This window comes from Amycolatopsis sp. NPDC059027 (assembly GCF_042739735.1).
In the GTDB taxonomy this organism is placed as follows: domain Bacteria; phylum Actinomycetota; class Actinomycetes; order Mycobacteriales; family Pseudonocardiaceae; genus Amycolatopsis.
On the sequence record NZ_JBHYIK010000013.1, the window covers coordinates 12,882 to 31,845 of the forward strand.

General features: G+C 69.2%; 20 protein-coding genes. 12 read left to right on the plus strand and 8 right to left on the minus strand.

The genetic code is table 11. The features are described from left to right. Genes ACFWY9_RS11390 through ACFWY9_RS11400 form a run of 3 tightly spaced genes read left to right on the plus strand, consistent with a single transcriptional unit; the run spans position 1 to position 3,243 of the window. Positions 1-963, plus strand: a complete 963-nt coding sequence (locus tag ACFWY9_RS11390) for a carbohydrate ABC transporter permease (protein ID WP_378327034.1) — start codon at positions 1-3, stop codon at positions 961-963. Beyond that, positions 954-1,850 carry a carbohydrate ABC transporter permease gene (locus tag ACFWY9_RS11395; protein ID WP_378327035.1) on the plus strand — a complete coding sequence of 299 codons (897 nt, stop codon included), beginning with the start codon at positions 954-956 and terminating at the stop codon, positions 1,848-1,850. Before ACFWY9_RS11390 ends, ACFWY9_RS11395 begins: the two co-directional genes overlap by 10 nt. 1 nt (position 1,851) lies before the next feature. Continuing rightward, positions 1,852-3,243 carry a beta-N-acetylhexosaminidase gene (locus tag ACFWY9_RS11400; RefSeq protein WP_378338777.1) on the plus strand — a complete coding sequence of 464 codons (1,392 nt, stop codon included), beginning with the start codon at positions 1,852-1,854 and terminating at the stop codon, positions 3,241-3,243. A gap of 71 nt (positions 3,244-3,314) precedes the next feature. Here ACFWY9_RS11400 and ACFWY9_RS11405 read toward each other — a convergent pair whose 3' ends face one another. Beyond that, complete coding sequence (locus ACFWY9_RS11405; RefSeq protein WP_378338778.1) at positions 3,315-3,656, minus strand: hypothetical protein; 342 nt, start codon at positions 3,654-3,656, stop codon at positions 3,315-3,317. Between the two features lie 156 nt (positions 3,657-3,812). Between ACFWY9_RS11405 and ACFWY9_RS11410 the strand changes: the two genes are divergently transcribed. The 3 genes from ACFWY9_RS11410 to ACFWY9_RS11420 are packed head-to-tail and all read left to right on the plus strand — an operon-like array spanning position 3,813 to position 5,196. Then, positions 3,813-4,685 carry a helix-turn-helix transcriptional regulator gene (locus tag ACFWY9_RS11410; RefSeq protein ID WP_378327038.1) on the plus strand — a complete coding sequence of 291 codons (873 nt, stop codon included), beginning with the start codon at positions 3,813-3,815 and terminating at the stop codon, positions 4,683-4,685. Then, the gene (locus tag ACFWY9_RS11415; protein ID WP_378327039.1) at positions 4,682-4,894 is read left to right on the plus strand and encodes a DUF397 domain-containing protein; all 213 of its coding nucleotides are present in this window, start codon (positions 4,682-4,684) and stop codon (positions 4,892-4,894) included. Before ACFWY9_RS11410 ends, ACFWY9_RS11415 begins: the two co-directional genes overlap by 4 nt. An 8-nt stretch (positions 4,895-4,902) precedes the next feature. Further along, on the plus strand, positions 4,903-5,196 hold the full coding sequence (locus ACFWY9_RS11420; RefSeq protein WP_378327040.1) for a barstar family protein: 294 nt from the start codon (positions 4,903-4,905) through the stop codon (positions 5,194-5,196). On the opposite strand, the gene ACFWY9_RS11425 is transcribed toward ACFWY9_RS11420, so the two are convergent. Continuing rightward, positions 5,181-5,819 (minus strand): PadR family transcriptional regulator, encoded by a 639-nt coding sequence (locus ACFWY9_RS11425; RefSeq protein WP_378327041.1) that lies wholly within the window; start codon positions 5,817-5,819, stop codon positions 5,181-5,183. The genes ACFWY9_RS11420 and ACFWY9_RS11425 overlap by 16 nt on opposite strands. Positions 5,820-5,929: 110 nt before the next feature. Here ACFWY9_RS11425 and ACFWY9_RS11430 point away from each other — a divergent pair, with 110 nt between their 5' ends. The 3 genes from ACFWY9_RS11430 (at position 5,930) to ACFWY9_RS11440 (ending at position 9,313) form a co-directional block, all read left to right on the plus strand. Next, complete coding sequence (locus ACFWY9_RS11430; RefSeq protein ID WP_378338779.1) at positions 5,930-7,273, plus strand: FAD-dependent oxidoreductase; 1,344 nt, start codon at positions 5,930-5,932, stop codon at positions 7,271-7,273. 47 nt (positions 7,274-7,320) lie between these two features. After that, on the plus strand, positions 7,321-8,154 hold the full coding sequence (locus ACFWY9_RS11435; protein ID WP_378338780.1) for a hydrolase: 834 nt from the start codon (positions 7,321-7,323) through the stop codon (positions 8,152-8,154). A gap of 421 nt (positions 8,155-8,575) precedes the next feature. After that, positions 8,576-9,313, plus strand: a complete 738-nt coding sequence (locus tag ACFWY9_RS11440) for an RICIN domain-containing protein (protein WP_378338781.1) — start codon at positions 8,576-8,578, stop codon at positions 9,311-9,313. 41 nt (positions 9,314-9,354) lie between these two features. On the opposite strand, the gene ACFWY9_RS11445 is transcribed toward ACFWY9_RS11440, so the two are convergent. Both ACFWY9_RS11445 and ACFWY9_RS11450 read right to left on the minus strand, forming a co-directional pair. Next, on the minus strand, positions 9,355-10,017 hold the full coding sequence (locus tag ACFWY9_RS11445; protein WP_378327045.1) for a response regulator: 663 nt from the start codon (positions 10,015-10,017) through the stop codon (positions 9,355-9,357). Further along, the gene (locus tag ACFWY9_RS11450) at positions 10,014-11,582 is read right to left on the minus strand and encodes an ATP-binding protein (RefSeq protein WP_378338782.1); all 1,569 of its coding nucleotides are present in this window, start codon (positions 11,580-11,582) and stop codon (positions 10,014-10,016) included. The genes ACFWY9_RS11445 and ACFWY9_RS11450 overlap by 4 nt, the downstream gene beginning before the upstream one ends. A 228-nt stretch (positions 11,583-11,810) precedes the next feature. On the opposite strand from ACFWY9_RS11450, the gene ACFWY9_RS11455 reads away from it, so the two are divergent. Next, positions 11,811-13,175 carry a cation:dicarboxylate symporter family transporter gene (locus ACFWY9_RS11455; RefSeq protein ID WP_378338783.1) on the plus strand — a complete coding sequence of 455 codons (1,365 nt, stop codon included), beginning with the start codon at positions 11,811-11,813 and terminating at the stop codon, positions 13,173-13,175. An 84-nt stretch (positions 13,176-13,259) separates the two neighbouring features. Here the strand turns inward: ACFWY9_RS11455 and ACFWY9_RS11460 are convergent, their stop codons facing one another. Beyond that, positions 13,260-13,661 (minus strand): winged helix-turn-helix transcriptional regulator, encoded by a 402-nt coding sequence (locus ACFWY9_RS11460; RefSeq protein ID WP_378338784.1) that lies wholly within the window; start codon positions 13,659-13,661, stop codon positions 13,260-13,262. A 103-nt stretch (positions 13,662-13,764) separates the two neighbouring features. Here ACFWY9_RS11460 and ACFWY9_RS11465 point away from each other — a divergent pair, with 103 nt between their 5' ends. Next, positions 13,765-15,213 (plus strand): DHA2 family efflux MFS transporter permease subunit, encoded by a 1,449-nt coding sequence (locus tag ACFWY9_RS11465; protein ID WP_378338785.1) that lies wholly within the window; start codon positions 13,765-13,767, stop codon positions 15,211-15,213. On the opposite strand, the gene ACFWY9_RS11470 is transcribed toward ACFWY9_RS11465, so the two are convergent. Genes ACFWY9_RS11470 through ACFWY9_RS11480 form a run of 3 tightly spaced genes read right to left on the minus strand, consistent with a single transcriptional unit; the run spans position 15,177 to position 16,936 of the window. Further along, positions 15,177-15,641 (minus strand): SRPBCC family protein, encoded by a 465-nt coding sequence (locus tag ACFWY9_RS11470; protein WP_378327050.1) that lies wholly within the window; start codon positions 15,639-15,641, stop codon positions 15,177-15,179. The two genes, ACFWY9_RS11465 and ACFWY9_RS11470, sit on opposite strands and share 37 nt — an antisense overlap. 3 nt (positions 15,642-15,644) lie before the next feature. After that, positions 15,645-16,388 (minus strand): anti-sigma factor, encoded by a 744-nt coding sequence (locus ACFWY9_RS11475; RefSeq protein ID WP_378338786.1) that lies wholly within the window; start codon positions 16,386-16,388, stop codon positions 15,645-15,647. Further along, the gene (locus ACFWY9_RS11480) at positions 16,385-16,936 is read right to left on the minus strand and encodes a sigma-70 family RNA polymerase sigma factor (protein ID WP_378338831.1); all 552 of its coding nucleotides are present in this window, start codon (positions 16,934-16,936) and stop codon (positions 16,385-16,387) included. The genes ACFWY9_RS11475 and ACFWY9_RS11480 overlap by 4 nt, the downstream gene beginning before the upstream one ends. Before the next feature lie 649 nt (positions 16,937-17,585). On the opposite strand from ACFWY9_RS11480, the gene ACFWY9_RS11485 reads away from it, so the two are divergent. Then, a complete protein-coding gene (locus ACFWY9_RS11485) occupies positions 17,586-18,905 on the plus strand; it encodes a hypothetical protein (RefSeq protein ID WP_378327052.1) in 1,320 nt (439 codons plus the stop codon). The last annotated feature ends 59 nt before the right edge of the window (positions 18,906-18,964 follow it).

An 18,964-nucleotide genomic window follows, 5' to 3' on the forward strand; every position in this document is an offset into this window, starting at 1 on the left:
ATGGTCACCCAGCAACTGCCGGTCGCCGTCCCGGCACCGCCGCCCGCGTCCGCGAAACCGCGCGGGCGGCGCCGGGACGGCCGGGCCGCCGCGCTCTACCTCGCCCCGGCGGGGATCCTGCTCGCCGCGGTCCTCGTGTACCCGATCTACCAGCTGGTCGTGATCTCGTTCTACGACTACGGGCAGCCCCAGGCCGCGGGCACCGCCCCGCTGGTGTTCCTCGGCGTCGCCAACTACACCGAACTGCTGGCCAACCTGCAGTTCTGGAGCGTGCTCGGCAAGACCGTCGGATTCGGCGCGGTGTGCGTGGTGGGCGGGCTGGTGGTCGGCACCGGACTCGCCGTGCTCGCCAGCCGCGTCCGGGCGCTGCCCAGGATCCTGCTGTTCCTCGCGGCGCTCGGCGCGTGGGCGACGCCCGCGATGGCCGGATCGTATGTCTGGCTGTTCCTGTTCGACACCGATTTCGGGATCGTCAACGAGGTGCTCTCGGGCCTCGGCTTCAGCTCGATGGCCCACCACTCGTGGACCTTTGGCACGCTCGACGCCTTCGGGCTGGTAGCCGCCGAGGTGATCTGGTGCTCGTTCCCGTTCGTCATGGTGACGATGTACGCGGGCATCAAAGGCATTCCCGAGGAGGTGCTGGAGGCCGCATCGCTGGACGGCGCGTCCTCCTGGCGGACGACCCGGTCGGTGATCCTGCCGATGGTGCGGCCGCTGCTGATGATCGCGACTATCCAGTCGATCATCTGGGACTTCAAGATCTTCACCCAGATCTACGTGATGACCAACGGCGGCGGCGTGGCCGGGCGCAACCTCGTGCTCAACGTCTACGCCTACCAGCAGGCCTTCGCCGGGCAGGAATACGGGCTCGGGTCGGCGATCGGAGTCGTGATGACGCTGTTGCTCCTGTCGATCACCGGGCTCTACGTCCGGTCGCAGCGCCGGAGCGCGGCATGGGTGTGATGCCACTGCGTTCGACAGCACTGCGTGCGGCGAAACCGCGTCGCGTCCGGCGTCCCGGCAGGCTGATCGCCGAGATCGTCACCGTGGTGATCGCCGGGATGATCGCGTTCCCGCTATACTGGATGGTGCTCTCGGCGTTCAAACCGGCGGGCGAAATCCAGTCCGCGCACCCGAAACCGTGGACGTTCGCGCCCACATTCGACAGTTTCACCCGGGTGCTCACGGTGTCCGGCTTCGGGCGGTTCTTCCTCAACAGCCTGCTCGTCGCGGTCGTCGTGGTGGTGTTGTCGCTGCTGCTGTCGTTCCTGTCCGCGGTCGCGCTGACCCGGTTCCGTTTCAAGGGACGCACCGTGCTGCTGATCATGATCCTGGTGGCGCAGATGGTCCCGGTGGAAGCGCTGACGATCCCGCTGTTCTTCCTGATGCGCTCGATCGGCGGTGTCGTCCCGTCCTTCGGGCTCAACGAACTGGGCTCGCTGGTGCTGGTGCACCTGGCGTTCAGCCTGCCGCTGGCGATCTGGATGCTGCGCGGGTTCGTCGCGGCGGTGCCGGTCGAACTCGAAGAGGCCGCGAAGCTCGACGGCGCTTCGCGGATGCGGTTCACCTGGCAGATCCTGTTCCCGCTGGTGGCACCCGGGCTGGTCGCGGTCAGCGTGCTGGCATTCATCCACGCCTGGAACGACTTCCTGTTCGCGAAGACGTTCATCATCTCCAAGACCGAAAACCAGACGTTGCCGCAGGCGATCCTGGTGTTCTTCAAGCCGGAGGACACCGACTGGGGCGCGGTGATGGCGTCCTCGACCCTCATGACGATCCCGGTACTGGTCTTCTTCATCTTCGTCCAGCGACGCCTGGTCTCCGGACTGGGCGGCGCGGTGAAAGGCTGACATGCACGGATTCGAAACCCTGCTCCCCCGCCCGGTCTCGGTGACCCCGCTGCCCGGCGAATGCGCGTGGCCCGCCGAGGTCACCGTGCGATCCGGGGCGGATCTTCCCGCCGAGGGCTACCGGCTGGAAATCGACCCCGGCGGCGTCACGTTGCACACCGCCGACGCGGCGGGCGAAGTGTACGGGCGGCAGACGCTGCGCCAGCTCGCCGGGCCGGCCGCGTTCCGCGCCGCCGACATCCACAGTGGACCGTCCACTGTGCCCTGTGGAGTGATCGAGGACCATCCCCGCTACGGCTGGCGCGGCTGCCTGTTCGACGTCGCGCGGAACTTCCGGACCAAGGCGGAGGTGCTGCGGTTCATCGATCTCCTCGCCGCGCACAAGCTCAACGTGCTGCATTTCCACCTGACCGACGACCAGGGCTGGCGGATCGAGGTGCCGGAGTTCCCCCGGCTGACCGAGATCGCCTCCTGGCGGCGGTCGTCGATGGTCGGACGGCACGACGGCCCGGAGCGCGACGGCCGTCCGCACGGCGGCTTCTACACCACCGACGATCTGCGGGAGATCGTCGCCTACGCGGCGGCGCGCGCGATCACCGTCGTGCCCGAGATCGACGTCCCCGGCCACGCGCGGGCCGCGATCACCGCCTATCCGGAACTCGGGCCCGAATCGGCAACCCCTTGGGAGGTCTGGACTTCCTGGGGTGTCAGCACGTCGCTGCTCAACCCCGTCGAGTCTACTTTGGACTTCTTCCGCCGGGTTTTCGACCACGTCCTGGACGTCTTCCCGTCCGAGGTCATCTGCGTCGGCGGTGACGAGGTCCCCGGCGCGACGGCGGCCCACGGCCGCTTCGTCGCGGACCTGGCGCGGTACCTGACCTCCCGGGGACGTCGCGCGCACGGCTGGGACGAAGTCCTCGACTCCGACGACCTGCCACCGATGGTGATCGGGGCGTGGCGGGACGAGGCCGCGGGCATCAAGGCGGCCGAGGCGGGCCACGACGTCGTGCTGTGCCCCGAGGACCGGGTCTACCTCGACCACCGGCAGTCGGATCATCCGGACGAGCCGATCCCGGTCGGTTTCGTGCAGACGCTCGAGCACATGTACGGGTACGAGCCCGCACTGGACGGGCCGCGGATGCTCGGCGTGCAGGCGCAGCTGTGGAGCGAGCATCTGGACACCGTGCGACGGGCGGACTACGCCGCGTTCCCCCGGCTGTGCGCGATCGCCGAGGTCGCTTGGAGCCCGGCTGGACGGGACTTCGCCGAATTCCTGCCGCGCCTGCGGGATCACCACCTGCCACGGCTCGACGCGCTCGGTGTCGAGTACCGGCCGCTCGACGGGCCGCACCCGTGGCAGATGCGCCCTGGCGTCCCGGGCCGTCCGCGCTGATCCCGCAATAGGCCCGCGTGCTGGCCTTTTGAAGGCCACCTTGAGGGACTCTAACGCCCTCAAGGTGGCCTTCAGAGGCCGTCGGGTGAGGCGGGTTCGACCCATTGCAGATGTGCGGTCACGTTCGCGGGCCTGCCGAACCAGCGCAGCGCACGTTCCGGCGCGCGGAGCGTCAGCCGGCGGCGACCGTCGAGCGTGACCACCTCGGCGCGGTTCTCGAACGCCATCCCCCACGCCCCGACCCTGGCGTCCACCCGATCGCCGTACACCTGCACCACCGCGAACAGCCGGGGCGCGTCCTCGGCCACCATCTCCGCCACCGCCTCGTCGAACTCCTCGGGCGTGTCGAGCGGATCGAACACCTCTCCCGGGATGTCCCCCGCTTGCCCGGAATCGGCCTGGTCCTCGATCATCGCTACCTCCTCCATCGCGACGCGCCCAGCACGCGTCCTCCCTGACCCGGCCCCGATCGCCGAGTAGTGTCCCGCACCACAGAGATCCGGGTCACAGTGACTGTACTACAATCTGAGCATGCTCAAACTGGGCCCACTAAAAATGGAGAGGCCGCGATGACGTCAGGACATAGCCCCACCGCGCTCAAGTGGTGGTTCGCCATGGAGATGCGGCGCATGCGCGACAGCGCGGGCCTCACGCGAGACGAGGTCGCGCGGGCGGTCAAGGGCAGCGTGCCCGCGGTCGGCCACATCGAGGCGGGACGTTCGCTGCCGAAACCGCTGGAACTGGACAAGATGCTGGAGATCTTCGGCCAGTCCGAGCGCGCGGACTTCTTCCATGATCTGCGGGCGCGGGCGAAGCGCGGCAAGGACTGGTGGATCGGCTTCGAGCCGTCGATCCGCGCCTACTTCAACCTGTTCCTCGGCCTGGAATCCTCGTCGCCGCAGATCGAGAGCTGGGACGCGCTCGTGCCGCCCGGCCTGTTCCAGACGCCGGAGTACGCCGAAGCAGTCATCCGCGCCGGACGCTCCGGCATGCCCGTCAAGGAGGTTCGGCGGCTGGTCGAACTACGGATGACCCGGCAACGCGAAGTCCTGGAGCGCGAGCAACCCGCGAAGGTCTGGAGCGTGATCGACGAAGCCGCGCTCCGGCGTGTCGTCGGCAGCCCCGAGGTGACGAAGGCCCAACTGGAGCGGCTCGCGACGCTAGCCGAACGCCCCGGCATCGACTTGCAGATCCTTCCGCTGGGTGCGGGCGCGCATAATGGCACCGAGGGCACCTTCACCATCCTGACGGCACCGCCGGAGCTGGCGAACTATCCGGGCTGCGTCTACGTGGAAACCCTTGTCAGGGGCTACTACTACGAGGAACTGGAGGAAATCACCCAGTACCGTAATGCCCTGACGCGCCTGCGCGTGCAGGCCACCAAACCGAAGGACTCCCCCACCCTCCTCCGCCGGATAGCAAAGGATCTGCGATCACCATGACCCACCAGGACCCGGCCACCGCTCTCACCGTCGCGACCGACTGGCACAAGGCCAGCTACAGCCAGGGGCAACAGAACGGCTGCGTCGAGGTCGGCACCGTCCCCGGCCTGGTCGGCGTCCGGGACACCAAACTCGGCACCGCCAGCCCCATCCTCGCCTTCGCCCCCGCCTCTTGGACCGCCTTCCTCACCGACATCCGCACCCGCTGACCCCGGCCATGAGCACCGTCGAACTGGACGGAACGCGCGTACACAACAACGCCGATTTTCATCGTGAGCTGTCCAGGCTGCTCGATTTCGGGCCGTACTACGGGCACAACCTCAGCGCGCTGTGGGATCGGCTCAGCAGGGACGTCGAACGTCCGGTGCACCTCGTGTGGCGGGACGCAGAAGCCAGCAAGGCCGCGCTCGGCGATTCACCCTTCGACGCCATCCTCCGGATACTGGAGGACGCCGCCGAAGAAGATCGCCACTCACCACACCCCGAGCGGTTCACCTACGAACTCGCCTGATCGGAGCCCCCGCGGCGATCGACGGCGGCCTGGAACTCTTCGAAATCCTTCCTGCGCCAGGACAGTGCGCCGGATTCGAGTTCGGCGACCACCGAGTCCACCCAGCGCAGCTCGGCGCCCGTGACCGCCCGGACGTATTCCGTCTCCAGCATCGACGCGCGGGGTACCGGCATGCCCGCGACCTCGGACTCGAGTGCGGCGTCCAGTTCGGCCAGCCGGTGGACGAGCTGCTCCCGGCGCCGGACGAGCTGCTCGCGGACGAACCGCGGGGTGAAGGCCGGGGCGAACGACAGCGCCGCCGGGAACTCCGGGAACTCGTTGCGCGGCAGGGAAAGTATCTCGCCCATCCACTGTTCGAGTGCCGCCCTCCCCGCTTCGGTCGTCCGATACGTGGTGCGCTCGGGGTACTGCTGATCCCGGCCGGTGCCCTCGACGGCGATCAGGCCCGCGTCGTGCAGCCTGGTGATCATCTTGTACAGGCTCGCCCGCTGGCCGACGTTGATGACCTCGTCCTTCCCCCACTGCTTGATGAGCTGCTGCATGCCGTACGGGTGCAGCGGCGTGGCTTCGAGCATCCCGAGGATGGCGAGCGCGAGCGGGGAGCGGCGGAACGTGGTCGGCATGCCGTACAACTTATACTAGTTGACAGTACACTAGTAGCTAAGTAACTATTGCCGAGGGCGTCCGCCAGGGGCTCCGCCCGACTTCACCACCACCTACAGGGGGAACAGCTGTGCACGTACTCGTCATCGGCGCGGGCACCGGGGGACTGTGCCTCGCGCAGAAACTCAAGCGCGCGGGCATCTCCGTCGCGGTCTACGAACGCGATCGCACCCGGACGGACGGCCTCTTCGGCTTCCGCGTCGGCATCTCCCCCGACGGCTCGCGTGCTCTGCGCGCCTGCCTTCCACCGGAGTTGCACGACACGTTCCGCGCCACCGCGGCTATCACGCCGCGCTACCTCAACATGCTCACCGAACAACGCCGTGAGCTGCTCAGCATCGACAACGCCGGGATGGGCACGGTCGAGGACGAGCACTCGGTGAGCCGGATGACCTTGCGTCAGCTCCTGCTCACCGGCGTCGAAGACGTCGTGCACTTCGACAAGAAGTTCACCCGCTGCGAACGCAACGACGACGGCACCGTGACCGCCTGGTTCGCCGACGGAACTTCCGCGACGGGGGACGTCCTCGTCGGCGCGGACGGCACGGGCTCACCGGTACGACGCCAGTACCTGCCACACGCCACGCTGCGGGAAACCGGGCTGTTCGGCATCACCGGCAAACTGCCGCTGACCGAGCAGACCGCGAAGCTGCTCACCCCCAAGATCCACCGCGGCGTCTCCATGGTGTTCGGCCCGCGCGGGGACAGCGCGATCATCCACGTGATGGAGTTCAACTGGAACGAACGGGGAGAGGTCAAACACGGCATCGGCGGCAACGACGCGCAGCTGCTCGCCCGATGGCCGGGGCTGCAGTTCGACAACACCCGCGACTACATCATGCTCGGCTTCGGCTCGCACCGGCGCTATCTGCCGGAGAACTTCATGGACCTGGACGGGCCCGCGTTGCACCGGATCCTGCGGGAACGCACCGCGAGCTGGCATCGAGACCTCCGCACGCTCTTCGAACTCGTCGACACCACGACCTGCTTCCCGCTCAACATCCGCACCACCGAACCGGTCGCCCCATGGGAGACCACCAACGTCACCCTGATCGGCGACGCGATCCACACCATGACTCCCGGCTTGGGCGTCGGCGCGAACACCGCTCTGCGTGACGCCCGCATTCTCGGCGAAAACCTCGTCGCCGCAAGGGATTCCGGAAGGTCGGCGCTCGACGCGATCAGGGACTACGAAGAGCGGATGCACGGCTACGCGTGGGACGCGGTCAAGAAGTCGCTCGAACGCTTCGACGGCGAATCCGCGGTCTACAAACCGGGTATTGGCCGGCTCGCGCAGGCCGGGATGCGCACCGGGCTGCGCCTGGTCAACCACTTGCCACCGGTCAAGCGCCGGATGGCCGCGGCGCAGGGAGCCGAACGCGGCCACAACCGTGCCGGGGAGAGTACGCCCTGATCAGAGCGGGTTGACCTCCAGTGTGCTGGAGGTTCGATCATGGCCGGATGAGTACTTGGATCTGCGACGGCTGCGGCCTGGAACACCCGGAATCCCCGGAGCCGCCACCGCGCGACGGCTGTGTTTTCGACCGGGGCGAGGTGACCATCGAGGAACGAGGCGACCTCGGCCCGCACGGGCAGCACTGGGTGACGCACGAAGAACTGTCCGCGCAACCGCACGAAACCGTGCGTCGCTCCCATGGCCGCGGCCTGCACAGCCTGCGGCGCGAACCGCGGTTCGCCATCGGTCACTGGTCCTTCCTCGTGCAGACCCCGCACGGCAATCTGCTCTGGGACCCGCCCGCGTACCTCGACGAGCAGGTGCTCGGTCTGGTGCGCGAACTCGGCGGGGTCTCGGTGATCGCGACGAGCCATCCGCACATGTTCGCCGCGCAGGTCGCGTGGAGCCACGAGTTCGGGCGCGTGCCCGTTCTGGTCAACGCCGACGACGAGGAATGGGTGCCCCGGCACGACCCGGTGATCGAGTACTGGAAGGAGCACGCGGAACCGCTGCCCGGACTCGAACTGATCCAGGTCGGCGGGCATATGCGGGGCAGTTCGATCGCGCGCACGAGCGACGGCACGCTGCTGGTCGGCGACTCGATCAGCGGCGTCCCGAAGCATCCGGCGTGGGTCTCGTTCACCCGGAACTTCCCCAAACTCGTGCCGCTCTCCCCCGCCGTGGTGCGCCGGATCGTCGATCGGCTCGACGCCTGGGAGTACGACCGGCTCTACACACTCGGCGGCGACGGCATCGACCGCGACGCCAAGCAGGTCGTGCACCGTGCCGCGGAAAGCCACATCCGGTGGGCGAGCGGGGAGTTCGACCACCTGACCTGAACGCGCGAGATCGAAGCCGCTGAAGGACGCCTTCAGAGCGTTCGGTGCACTGAAAGCGTCCTTCAGCACAGGTCGGCGCCGGCGCCCCGAAATTCGCCCGTCCGCGCGGCAACCTCCCGGTCGTGACGTGCGTTACCCCCATGTTCGACGCGTGGCGGGCGTGGGGTGCCCGGCCGGAACCCCTTGCCCGGACGCGTATTCCACCGCAACCGTATTCGGGGGTTCTTGCATGCTGCCCACAATTACCCTACACACCAAGAGATCCAGCACTGGCCGAAGAACGAGACTGCTACTCGCCGCAGCCGCGATCCTCGGCGCCACGGCGGCAGGCGCGGTTCCCGCGCAGGCCGCTCCCGCCACCAATTCGATACCGAACCCGGCTGCGGGACACAACATTTCCGACCGCGTCGACACCGACGGCGTGACCTACACCCGCACGCTGACCCCGACGCTGACGTTCCGCCCGACCGATCCGGACGGCGGACCGCTCACCGCGGTCTTCTACGTCTACGACCGCGACACGATGATCGCGGACAACTGGGTATGGAATGTGCCGTCCGGTTCCATCGCGCAGTGGACGGTCCCCGCCGGACTGTTGCAGCAGGGTCACACCTATCGGTTCCGCGCCACCACGTTCGACGCGGAAAACGCGCTCGCCGACGACGCGTGGGTCAATCTGCAGTCGGTGTACAGCGGCCAGATGGCCGACGTCGCGGCCTGCGAAGTCGGCAACGGGACCCGGGTCCAGCAGTGGCCCGCGAACGGCGCGGACTGCCAGAAGTTCTTCCCCTGGGGCACCGGCGACGGCTATTACCAGTTCCAGGCCAAGCATTCCGGCCAGGTCCTGGACAACACCGGCTGCCGTGTCGACAACGGAAATCCGGTGACGATGTACGACAAGGTCAACGGTGACTGTCAGAAGTGGACGGTCGAACCGCAGGGCATGGGCAGCGGCGTCTACAAGTTCGCGGTGCGCAACCCCGGCAAGGTGCTGGACCAGGGCTGCTCGACGCGCGCGGGCACGATCCTGATGATCTGGGACCGGCTCGGCGGGGACACCTGCCAGGAGTGGCGGATGCCGACCGCACCCGCCAACGGGGCCACCGTGCAGTGGCTCCAGTTCACGGTGAATCTCAACCCACCGCTGCCGAAACGCTGACAGCGGTCCGTGGCTGCCGGAAGTCCTCCGGCGGCCACGCCCTATCTGAGGTGATACCAGACCTCGGGGCGGCCGACCTGGCCGTACCGGGGTTCGCGCGAGGCGAGCCCGTTGTCCGCCAGGTATTCCAGATAACGCCGCGCGGTGACGCGGGAGGCGCCGATGGCGCTCGCGGCGGCACCGGCGGAAAGCCCGTCGGAGGCCTGGCCGAGTGCCGAGGTGATCGCGTCCAGTGTCTGCGCGCTCATCCCCTTCGGCAGCGCGGGATGTTCGCTGGCGCGCAGGGAACCCAGCGCGCGGTCGATCTCCGCCTGACCGGTCACCTCGCCGGAGGCTTCGTGGAATTCGGCGTACCGTTCGAGCTTTTCCCGCAGTGAAGCGAAAGTGAACGGTTTGAGCAGATACTGCACCACACCGACGGACACCGCCGCCTTGACCAGCGCGAGGTCGCGGGCGGAGGTGACCGCGATGACGTCGATCGGCAGGCCTGCCGCGCGCAGCGACCGGCACACCGCGAGGCCGTGCGTGTCCGGCAGGTAGAAATCCAGCAGTACCAGGTCGACCGGCTCGCGCTCGCAGAAGCGCAGCGCGTCGCCGCCGGAATGCACGACGCCCGCGACGGTGAACCCGGCGAGCCGTTCGACGTACACCCGGTGCGCCTCGGCCGCGACCGGTTCGTCCTCGACCACGAGTACCCGGATCATGCCCCGCCCTCCTGCCGGGGCAGCCGCACGGTGAACGCCGCGCCGCCCTCCCGGCTGATCCCGACCGTCCCGCCGTAGCGGCGGATCGCCTGTCCCACCAGCGCGAGCCCGAGCCCGTGCCCCTCCCCCGCCTTCGTCGACCAGCCGCGCCGGAACATCTCCTCCGCGGCGTCCTCCGGGACCCCTGGACCATTGTCGACCACACGCAGCAGCATCCCCTCCGCCTCCGACCGCGCGGTGACGACCACCGCGGGACGTACTCCCGAAGCGTGGGTGGCGGCCGCTTCGATCCCGTTGTCGATCAGGTTCCCGAGGATGGTGACCAGGTCGCGGGGCGCGATCCCGGAATCCGTGTCGTCGATGACGGTGTCCGGCGTGATGGTGAACTCGACACCGCGTTCGCTCGCCTCGGCGGCTTTTCCCAGCAGCAGGGCGGCAAGCACCGGCTCGGCCACCGCGCCCATCACGCGGTCCGTGAGTTCCTGCGCCAGCGCCAGTTCCGCGGTCGCGAACTCCACGGCCTGCTCGGGTTTCCCGATCTCGACCAGCGACACCACCGTGTGCAGCCGGTTCGCCGCCTCGTGGGCCTGCGAGCGCAACGCCTCGGTGAGTTCCCGGACCGCGGTGAGTTCGCCGGTAAGCGCTTGCAGTTCGGTGTGGTCGCGCAGCAACACGACAGTGCCCTGCGCCCGGCCGCTCGCGCTCACCGGCGTCGTGCTGACCACCAGCACCCGGGTATCGGTGACGTGGAGTTCGTCGGTGAGCGCCTCGACCGAGGTGAGGGCCGCCGTCAGGCTCGGGGACAACTCGAGCTCGTCCAGCCCGCGTCCGGTCGGATCGGCGGACAGGCCCAGCAGGGCACGCGCGCCGTCGTTGCACAGCCGGACCCGGCCGTCGCGGCCGACCAGCAGCACGCCCTCGCGCACAGCGTGGAGGACGGCCTCGTGGTACTCGAACAGGTTACTCAGCGCGTCCGGCGCGATCCCGCGCGTCTGACGCCGCAGCCGGGTGCTGATGAGCCACCCGCCGAGCGCGCCGACCGCCAGAACGGCACCGGCCACCGCGAACAGCGGCACCAGCCGCTCCCGCAGTTCGGCGGAAATCGCCGAGATGGTGATCCCGACCGCCACCAGCGCGACGACCCGGTGGCCCTGGTCGAACACCGGCACCACCGTGCGCACCGACGGTCCCAGCGAACCGGCGTAGACCTCCTGCACGACGCCGCCCTGGCGGGCCTGGTCGATGGAGCCGCGGAAGTGACCGCCGATGAGTTCGGGATTGGGATGCGTGTAGCGGGTCCCGTCCGGGGTCATGATCGTGATGAAGTCGACCTGGGTGTCCCGCTGCACCTGGAGGGACAACGGTTCCAGCACCGCGCTCGGGTCCGGTGTGGACAGTGCGGAAAGGACACTCGTGGAGTCGGCCAGCGTGAACGCCACCGAGCTGGTCTGGTCCCGTGCCCGCTGCCGGGTGGCCCGCTGCGCGTCGAGGACCGCGAAGGTGATGCCGGTGGCGACCAGGACCAGCAGCACGGCCAGTTGCAGCACGAGCAGCTGGCGGGCCATGCTCCACCTGTTCGGCCGGGGTCGCGACGTCGAGGGCACGCGCACATCCCAGCACACGCCATCCCGGCAGGCCGTCCCGGCGGGCATCCGCGGTGCGGTGCTTCCGTTACCGTCTCCCCGGGTCGGTCACCCGATCGTCGTACGAACTCAATGAACACAACCGTGACCCAGCTCATACGATCAACGCATAGTGACCGGCGATTCGAACACCATGAGCTGGAGGCAACGGTGCCGACACCACCGACCCCCGACGCGAAGCCGCGCGGCCGGGACAAGACGCATTACCTGTACCTGGCGGTCATCGTCGCGGTGCTCCTCGGCATCGCCGTCGGCTTCCTGTTCCCGGGTTTCGCCAAGGGGCTCAAGCCGCTGGGCACCGGGTTCGTGAACCTGATCAAGATGATGATCTCGCCGATCATCTTCTGCACCATCGTGCTCGGCATCGGCTCGGTCGCCAAGGCCGCGAAGGTCGGCAAGGTCGGCCTGATGGCGCTCGTCTACTTCGTGGTCATGTCGACGTTCGCGCTGGCCATCGGCCTGATCGTGGGCAACATGCTGCACCCGGGCACCGGGCTGCACCTCACTCCGGCCGCCGTCCAGAGCGCGCACAAACAGGCCACCGGCGGGGAGGGCGGCGTCGACTTCCTCCTCGGCATCATCCCGACCAGTTTCGGCACGGCGTTCACCTCGGGACAGGTGCTGCAGACGCTGCTGGTCGCGCTACTGACCGGGTTCGCGGTCCAGAAGCTGGGCAGCAAGGGCGAGCCGATCCGGCGCGGGATCGAGCACATCCAGCGGCTGGTGTTCCGGATCCTGGCGATGATCATGTGGGCGGCCCCGATCGGCGCGTTCGGCGCGATCGCCGCGGTGGTCGGGGAAACCGGCTGGAGCGCGCTGCGCAGCCTGCTGGTGATCATGCTGGGCTTCTACCTGACCTGCCTGGTGTTCGTCTTCGGCGTGCTCGGCGCGGTGCTGTGGATCGGGGCGCGGGTCAACGTCTTCTCGCTGCTGCGGTACCTGGCGCGGGAGTTCCTGCTGATCCTGTCGACGTCGTCCTCGGAGTCGGCGCTGCCGAGGCTGATCGCGAAGATGGAACACCTCGGGGTCAGCAAGCCGGTCGTCGGCATCACGGTGCCCACCGGGTACTCGTTCAACCTCGACGGCACCGCGATCTACCTGACCATGGCGACGCTGTTCATCGCGACCGCGCAGGACAAACCCCTTGCCCTCGGCGAGCAGATCACCTTGCTGCTGTTCATGATCATCGCGTCGAAGGGCGCGGCGGGCGTCAGCGGCGCCGGCATCGCCACGCTCGCCGGCGGTCTCCAGTCGCACCGGCCGGAGCTGGTCGACGGCGTCGGGTTCATCCTCGGCATCGACCGCTTCATGTCCGAAGCCCGCGCGCTCACCAACTTCGCGGGCAACGCCGTCGCGACCGTCCTCATCGGATCGTGGACCAAGGAGTTCGACCGCGACCAGGCCCGGCGCGTGTTCACGGGCCAGGAACCGTTCGACGAAGCCACCCTGCTCGACGAGCACGAACCCTCACCGGGGAACGGCGGCGAGCAGGAGAAGAAGGCCGCGCTGACGTAACACCCGCGTGCGGCCGGAAATGTGCCGTGGTACGAGCGCCCCTCCCCCGTGCTCGCACCACGGCACATTTCCGCGCGGCCGGTGTCAGCAGCCCGCGTGACCGTCGTAGGTGACGCGGGCTTCGGCGATCGCCTCGCGGTACCGCTCGGCCCAGCCCACCAGCCCGGTCAAGCTCTCGTAGAGCTCCTTCGCCATCGGCGTCGCCTCGTACTCGACCTTCGGCGGGACCGTCGGATACACCGTGCGCGCGAGCAGGCCGTCCCGCTCCAGATTGCGCAGGGTCAGCGTCAGCATCCGGCGGCTGATCCCCTCCACGGACCGTTCCAGTTCGGTGAAGCGGACCGGACCGCGGGTCGCCTCCAGCAGGATGCCGATCGCCCACTTGCCACTGACCCGGTTGATGACCTCGAGCACAGTGCAGGCATCCATTTTCCCGGGGTCCAGCCCCGCTGCCTGGTCGGGTACAGCGATGTTCCTCTGGGACATGAAAGTGCCTCCTTACGGCGCCGCCCCATGGTCACACATGATGTGCACCGTAACAAGTCGTGCCCTGTGCACGACCTGGGGAAACGTACTGGAGGGACCAGAAATGTCCGAAGCCAACCGCTCTCGGGGGCTCGCGCTCGCCGTGCTGAGCGCCGCGTCGCTGATGGTGGTGCTCGACAGCAGCATCGTCGCCGTGGCACTCCCGGCCATCCAGGCCGAACTCGGCTTCGGCCCGGCCGGGCTGGCCTGGGTGGTCAACGCCTACCTCGTCGCGTTCGGCGGCCTGCTCCTGCTGTCCGGCAGGCTCGGCGACCTCGTCGGACGGCGCCGGGTGTTCCTCGGCGGACTGACGCTGTTCACCGTGGCCTCGCTGGCGGCGGGCGTCTCGGCCGACGCGTCCGTGCTCGTGGTGTCCCGGTTCGCGCAGGGAGTCGGCGGCGCACTCGCGTCCGCCGTGGTGCTGGGCATGATCGTGACGATGTACCCCGAGCCGCGGGCACGGGCGAAGGCGATCGGCGTCTACAGCTTCACGCAGGCGGCGGGCGCGTCGCTCGGCCTCATCGCGGGTGGCGCGCTCACCCAGGCGCTGAACTGGCACTGGACGTTCTACGTCAACCTGCCGATCGGGATCGCGGCGCTGGTACTCGCGCTGTGGGTGATCGAACCGGACCGCGGCACCGGGCTGCGCGCCGGGATCGACGCGCTCGGCGCGGTGCTGGTGACCGGCGGCGTGATGCTGCTCGTGTTCGCGATCATCCAGGCGGGCGAACGCGGCATCGGCGACGTCCGCACGTCCGGCTCGTTCGCCGCGGCGGTGCTCCTGCTGGCCGGTTTCGTGCTGCGGCAAGCGAAAGCGCGCACTCCGCTGCTGCCGCTGCGGCTCTTCCGCATCCGCTCCGTCACCGGCGCGAACCTCGTGATGGTCCTGATGGTGTCCGGGCTGCTCGGCTTCCAGTTCGTCACCGCGCTGTACCTGCAGAAGGTGCTCGGGCTCGACGCGCTCGGCACCGGGTTCGCCTTCCTGCCCGCGCCGGTGATGATCGCGATCGGCTCGCTCGGCTTCGCCGACCGGCTCAGCGCGCGCTTCGGCCCCCGCGCGATGCTGATCACCGGGATCGGCGTGATCATCGTGGCGATGGTCCTGCTGGCCAGGGTTCCCGCCGACGGCCACTACGTCGTCGACGTGCTGCCCGCGCTGGTCCTGATGGGCACCGGCGGCGGGGTCGCCATCCCGGCGCTGATGGGGCTCGCGATGTCCGGGGCCGCCCCGGAGGACTCCGGCGTCGCCTCCGGGCTGATCAACACGACCCAGCAGGTCGGGGCCGCCATCGGCACCGCCGTGCTGGCCACCGCCGCGGCGGCCCGCGCCGACGGGCTGGTCGCGGCGGGCGCGGAGATCCGCGAAGCGCTGGCGAGCGGGTACCGGCTGGCCTACGGGCTGAGCGCCGGGTTCCTCGCGGCGGCGGTGCTGGCCGCGGCACTCGTCCTGGCGACGCGGAAGCCGCGCCCGGTGGTTCAGCCGGAACTTTCGGCCGCCGGCGAGGCCAGGTAACCCAGCAGGCCGCGGTGGCCCCGCCGCATCATCAGCGCGTGGTTCACGCGGAAGACCGGCCGGGCCACCGTGTCCAGCTTGCGCAGCAACGGTTTGCGCGCCAGGACGTCCTGCGCGATCTCCAGGCGGGTGCCCTCGCGCACGGGACCGATCGTCCCGGTGAGGACACCCTCGAGGTCACCGCTGAGCCGGACCCGGACCCGGCCCGCCCGCTCGTCCTGCTGATCCCGGTGCATCCGGACGACGAGCCGGAACGGCAGCCGGGATCGGCAGACGAGTTCGGCGGTGTCCTCGTCGAGCTGCCGGACCGAGCGGACATCGGCCCACCATCGCGGGTAGGACTCCAGATCGACCACCGCGCCGAACACGCGCTCGGGCGCCACGGCCGGGAGGAGCCAGGTGCTGCGGAAGCGGTAGCGCGCGAACATCGGTCACGCCGTGGCCGGGGCCGAAACCAGCTTCCGCCCGTTCATCGTGACGATGTCCACCGAGGCCACGTCGTCCGGAGCGACCAGCGCGGAACCGTCGAGTGTGAAGCCTTCGTGCTCCCACTTCGCCGAAACCTGCCAGCTCCCCGCGGCGATACGACGGCCGTCCTTCGCCACCACCTGCAGCTGGCACCGCTCCCCCGCGGGGATGCCCTGGACCTGGACCTGCACCTTGACCCAGCCCGCGAACGGGAACACCTTCGCGTCGAGACTCGCCTTCGTGACCGGGTCGGTGGTGGGCGGCAGCTGGCGCGGTGCCGGTCCCTGGGGTGCGGAGGTCGGCGGCGTGGGCGTCGGTTCGGCTACCGGCGCCGCGGTCTGCCTGCCGATCACCCAACCGGCGCCGAGCGTGACCACGGCGAGCAGGACGACCGCGGCGGCGACCAGCACCCGAGGCTTGCGTCGCGGCTGGTAGGGCTGCGAAGCGGCATCGGCTTCTTCGGCCCGCGCCCGGTGCAGGGCACGTTGCAGCAGCAGGTCGCCTCCCTCGGGCGGGCCGTCGAGGAACGCTTCGGGTGGCACGTCATCGAGGACGCGACGAAGCGCTGTCAGCTCACCGAGTTCGTGCCGGCACTGCCCGCAGATCGCCAGATGCCGCCGTTCGAACTCGGCCGCCTCGGCCGGGTCCAGCGCGCCGAGGGAGTACGCGCCGAGCAGCGCGTGATCCTGTTCCATCGCGTTGTTCATCGCGCTGCCTCCCTTCCCCCGCTCGACATCGCGGCACGGAGGGCACGCAACGCGTAGTAGGACCTGGACTTGACGGTACCGGGCGCGATCCCGAGGACCTTCGCCGCTTCGGTCACCGTCCGGCCCCGGTAGTAGAGCTCGACAAGGACTTCCCGGTGTTCGGCGGTCAGCCCGTCCATCGCGCCGAGCACCGCCATCGAGTCGACGACCCCCTGCGCGTGGTCGCGTTCCACCGCGGGCAACGGAACACCCGAGGCCGGTTCGGCCACTTCCTGTGGCCGGGCCGCGCGCGCCCGCGCCCGGTCGGTGACCAGGTTGCGGGCCACCGTCAGCAACCAGCCGCGGACCGAGCCCTTGCCGTCGTTCTGCAGATCGTCGGCGTGTTTCCAGGCGCGGACCAGCGTCTCCTGGACGATGTCCTCGGCCGCGGCGCGATCGCCGGTCAGCCTCGTCGCGTACGCCAGCAGGCTCCGGCCGTGTTCGGCGTAGAGCTGCCGGATGAGGTCCTCACCCTTGGCCCTCTTGGGCCGCCAGCCTCCGATGGCCACCCTGGTCCTTCCGACGGCGTTCTGGGTCGGCGTGGACAGTACTGCAAGCCGCCCGCCCCGGGGCGAGTTCCTGGGCAGGCCCAGCACGGCCACGCTGCTCATCGGCTGACCGTCCTTCCTCACTGTGCTCGATACCCTGCACACGGCCGAGCGCGCCCAGCGGTTCAAAACGGCGCCGGATGTCGCCCATCCGTGGCCCGGCGTGACAGCGCGGTGAGTCGCGCCGACGTGACGCGATAGCAGTGCGGCCATCCCGAACACACAAATCACCTCGCCCCGGGAAATTGGCCGAATACATATTCACCGCACATTGTCCGAACATTCCATAAACAATCAGAAGTCGCCTCGTTGAGCCAGAAGGGTTAGCCGACAAGACATTCACTGTGATGTGCATCACAGTAGACGAGGACGAGATCTTTCCCTCCTAATATTTGCCGAGGGAGGGTGTGCTCACGATGGGGGATTTCCGTTGTCCCGGCTACCGGTAATAGGTACCCGCCGGGCAAACGCAGCCAATCCGAAAACCGCCCGCGGACCGGCGACGCCGAATCCGCGGCGCCGTCACGAGCCCGCCGGTACTCGTCTCCGAACCCACAACCTGAAAGGTTCCGCGATGCAGCACCGCAGAAGACCTGGAACAAGAGCAGCCGTGCCCGCCACGGTGGCGCTGACCGCGCTCGGAACGCTCACTCTGGGCGCCCCGAGCGCCTACGCCGCCGACATCGACGTTCCCTGTGATCCGGCGGCATTGATCCGGGAGGTCATCGCGGCGAACGCCTCCGCCGACCCGGACACCTTGTCCCTGGCGCCGAACTGCGTCTACACCCTCACCACCCCCGCCGACGCCACGTGGGTTGCCGGGCTGCCCGCCATCCGGGGAAAGCTCACCATCAACGGCAACCACGCCACGATCGCCAGGGCGCAGGACGCGCCCCAGTTCCGGCTCATCTCCAACTGGGGCGACCTGACGCTCAACGAAATCACACTCACCGGCGGCCACGCCCCCGACGGCGTCGGCACCGACTCCTACGGGGAAGGAAAACCGGGCGGGAGCGGCGGCGGTATCGAGAACTGGGGCCCGTTGACACTCACCAACAGCGTGCTCACCGGCAACACCGCCGGGGCCGGCGCTCCCGGCGCCGACGCCACAGCCACCACCCACGCCGGGCGCGGTGGCCTGGGCGGATTCGGCGGTGGCGTCTCGTCCTACAGCAGCACCTCGGTGCCACTGACCGTCACCAACAGCCTGATCACCGGCAACATCACCGGCGCGGGCGGCAGGGGCGGCAACGGCACGGGCAAGGAGCCCGGTGGCCGGGGCGGCTCGGGTGGTTTCGGCGGCGGCGTCGAGGGCACCAGCGGCAGCGTCCTGCGCATCACCGGCAGCAGCATCACCGGCAACAGCGCCGCGGACGGTGCCAAGGGTGGTGCCGGAGGTCCCGACGGCGGTGGGGCCGGAGACGGCGGCAGCGGCGGTACGGGCGCCGGGGTGTTCATCTCCGCCAATCAGGGGCAGCCACTGAACCCGGCCATCACCGACACCAAGATCACCGCCAACCGCGCGGGCCGCGGCGGCGACGGCGGCGTTGCGGGGCCCGGTGGATACGCGGGCTGGGCAGGCTACGGCGGTAGCGGCGGCGGATTCGGCGTCTTCTACGACACCCTCACCCTCGACGGTGGCGCGGTCACCGACAACAGCGCGGGCGACCCCGGCGCGGGCGCCTACCCGCTCGCCGCCAGCGGCGGCGGTATCTACACGCTGAGCGCCCACGTCACGCTGGCCAACGGGGCGGTGGTGAGCGGCAACCGGCCCGACAACTGCTACGCCGTCGCCGATGTGCCCGGTTGCGTCAACACCCTGCGGGCCGCCGGGCTCCAGCGCACGGGCGACGCCACTGTCCGGGACCACCTGGCCGAAGACCTTGCGCTTCGGCAGCACGACGCCGCCTCGGCAGTGGCGGGTAAGTGACTCGCGGGGCTGGTCGGCCGACCAGCCGATGACGGTTCGTGCCCGGCCGGTTTTCCGGC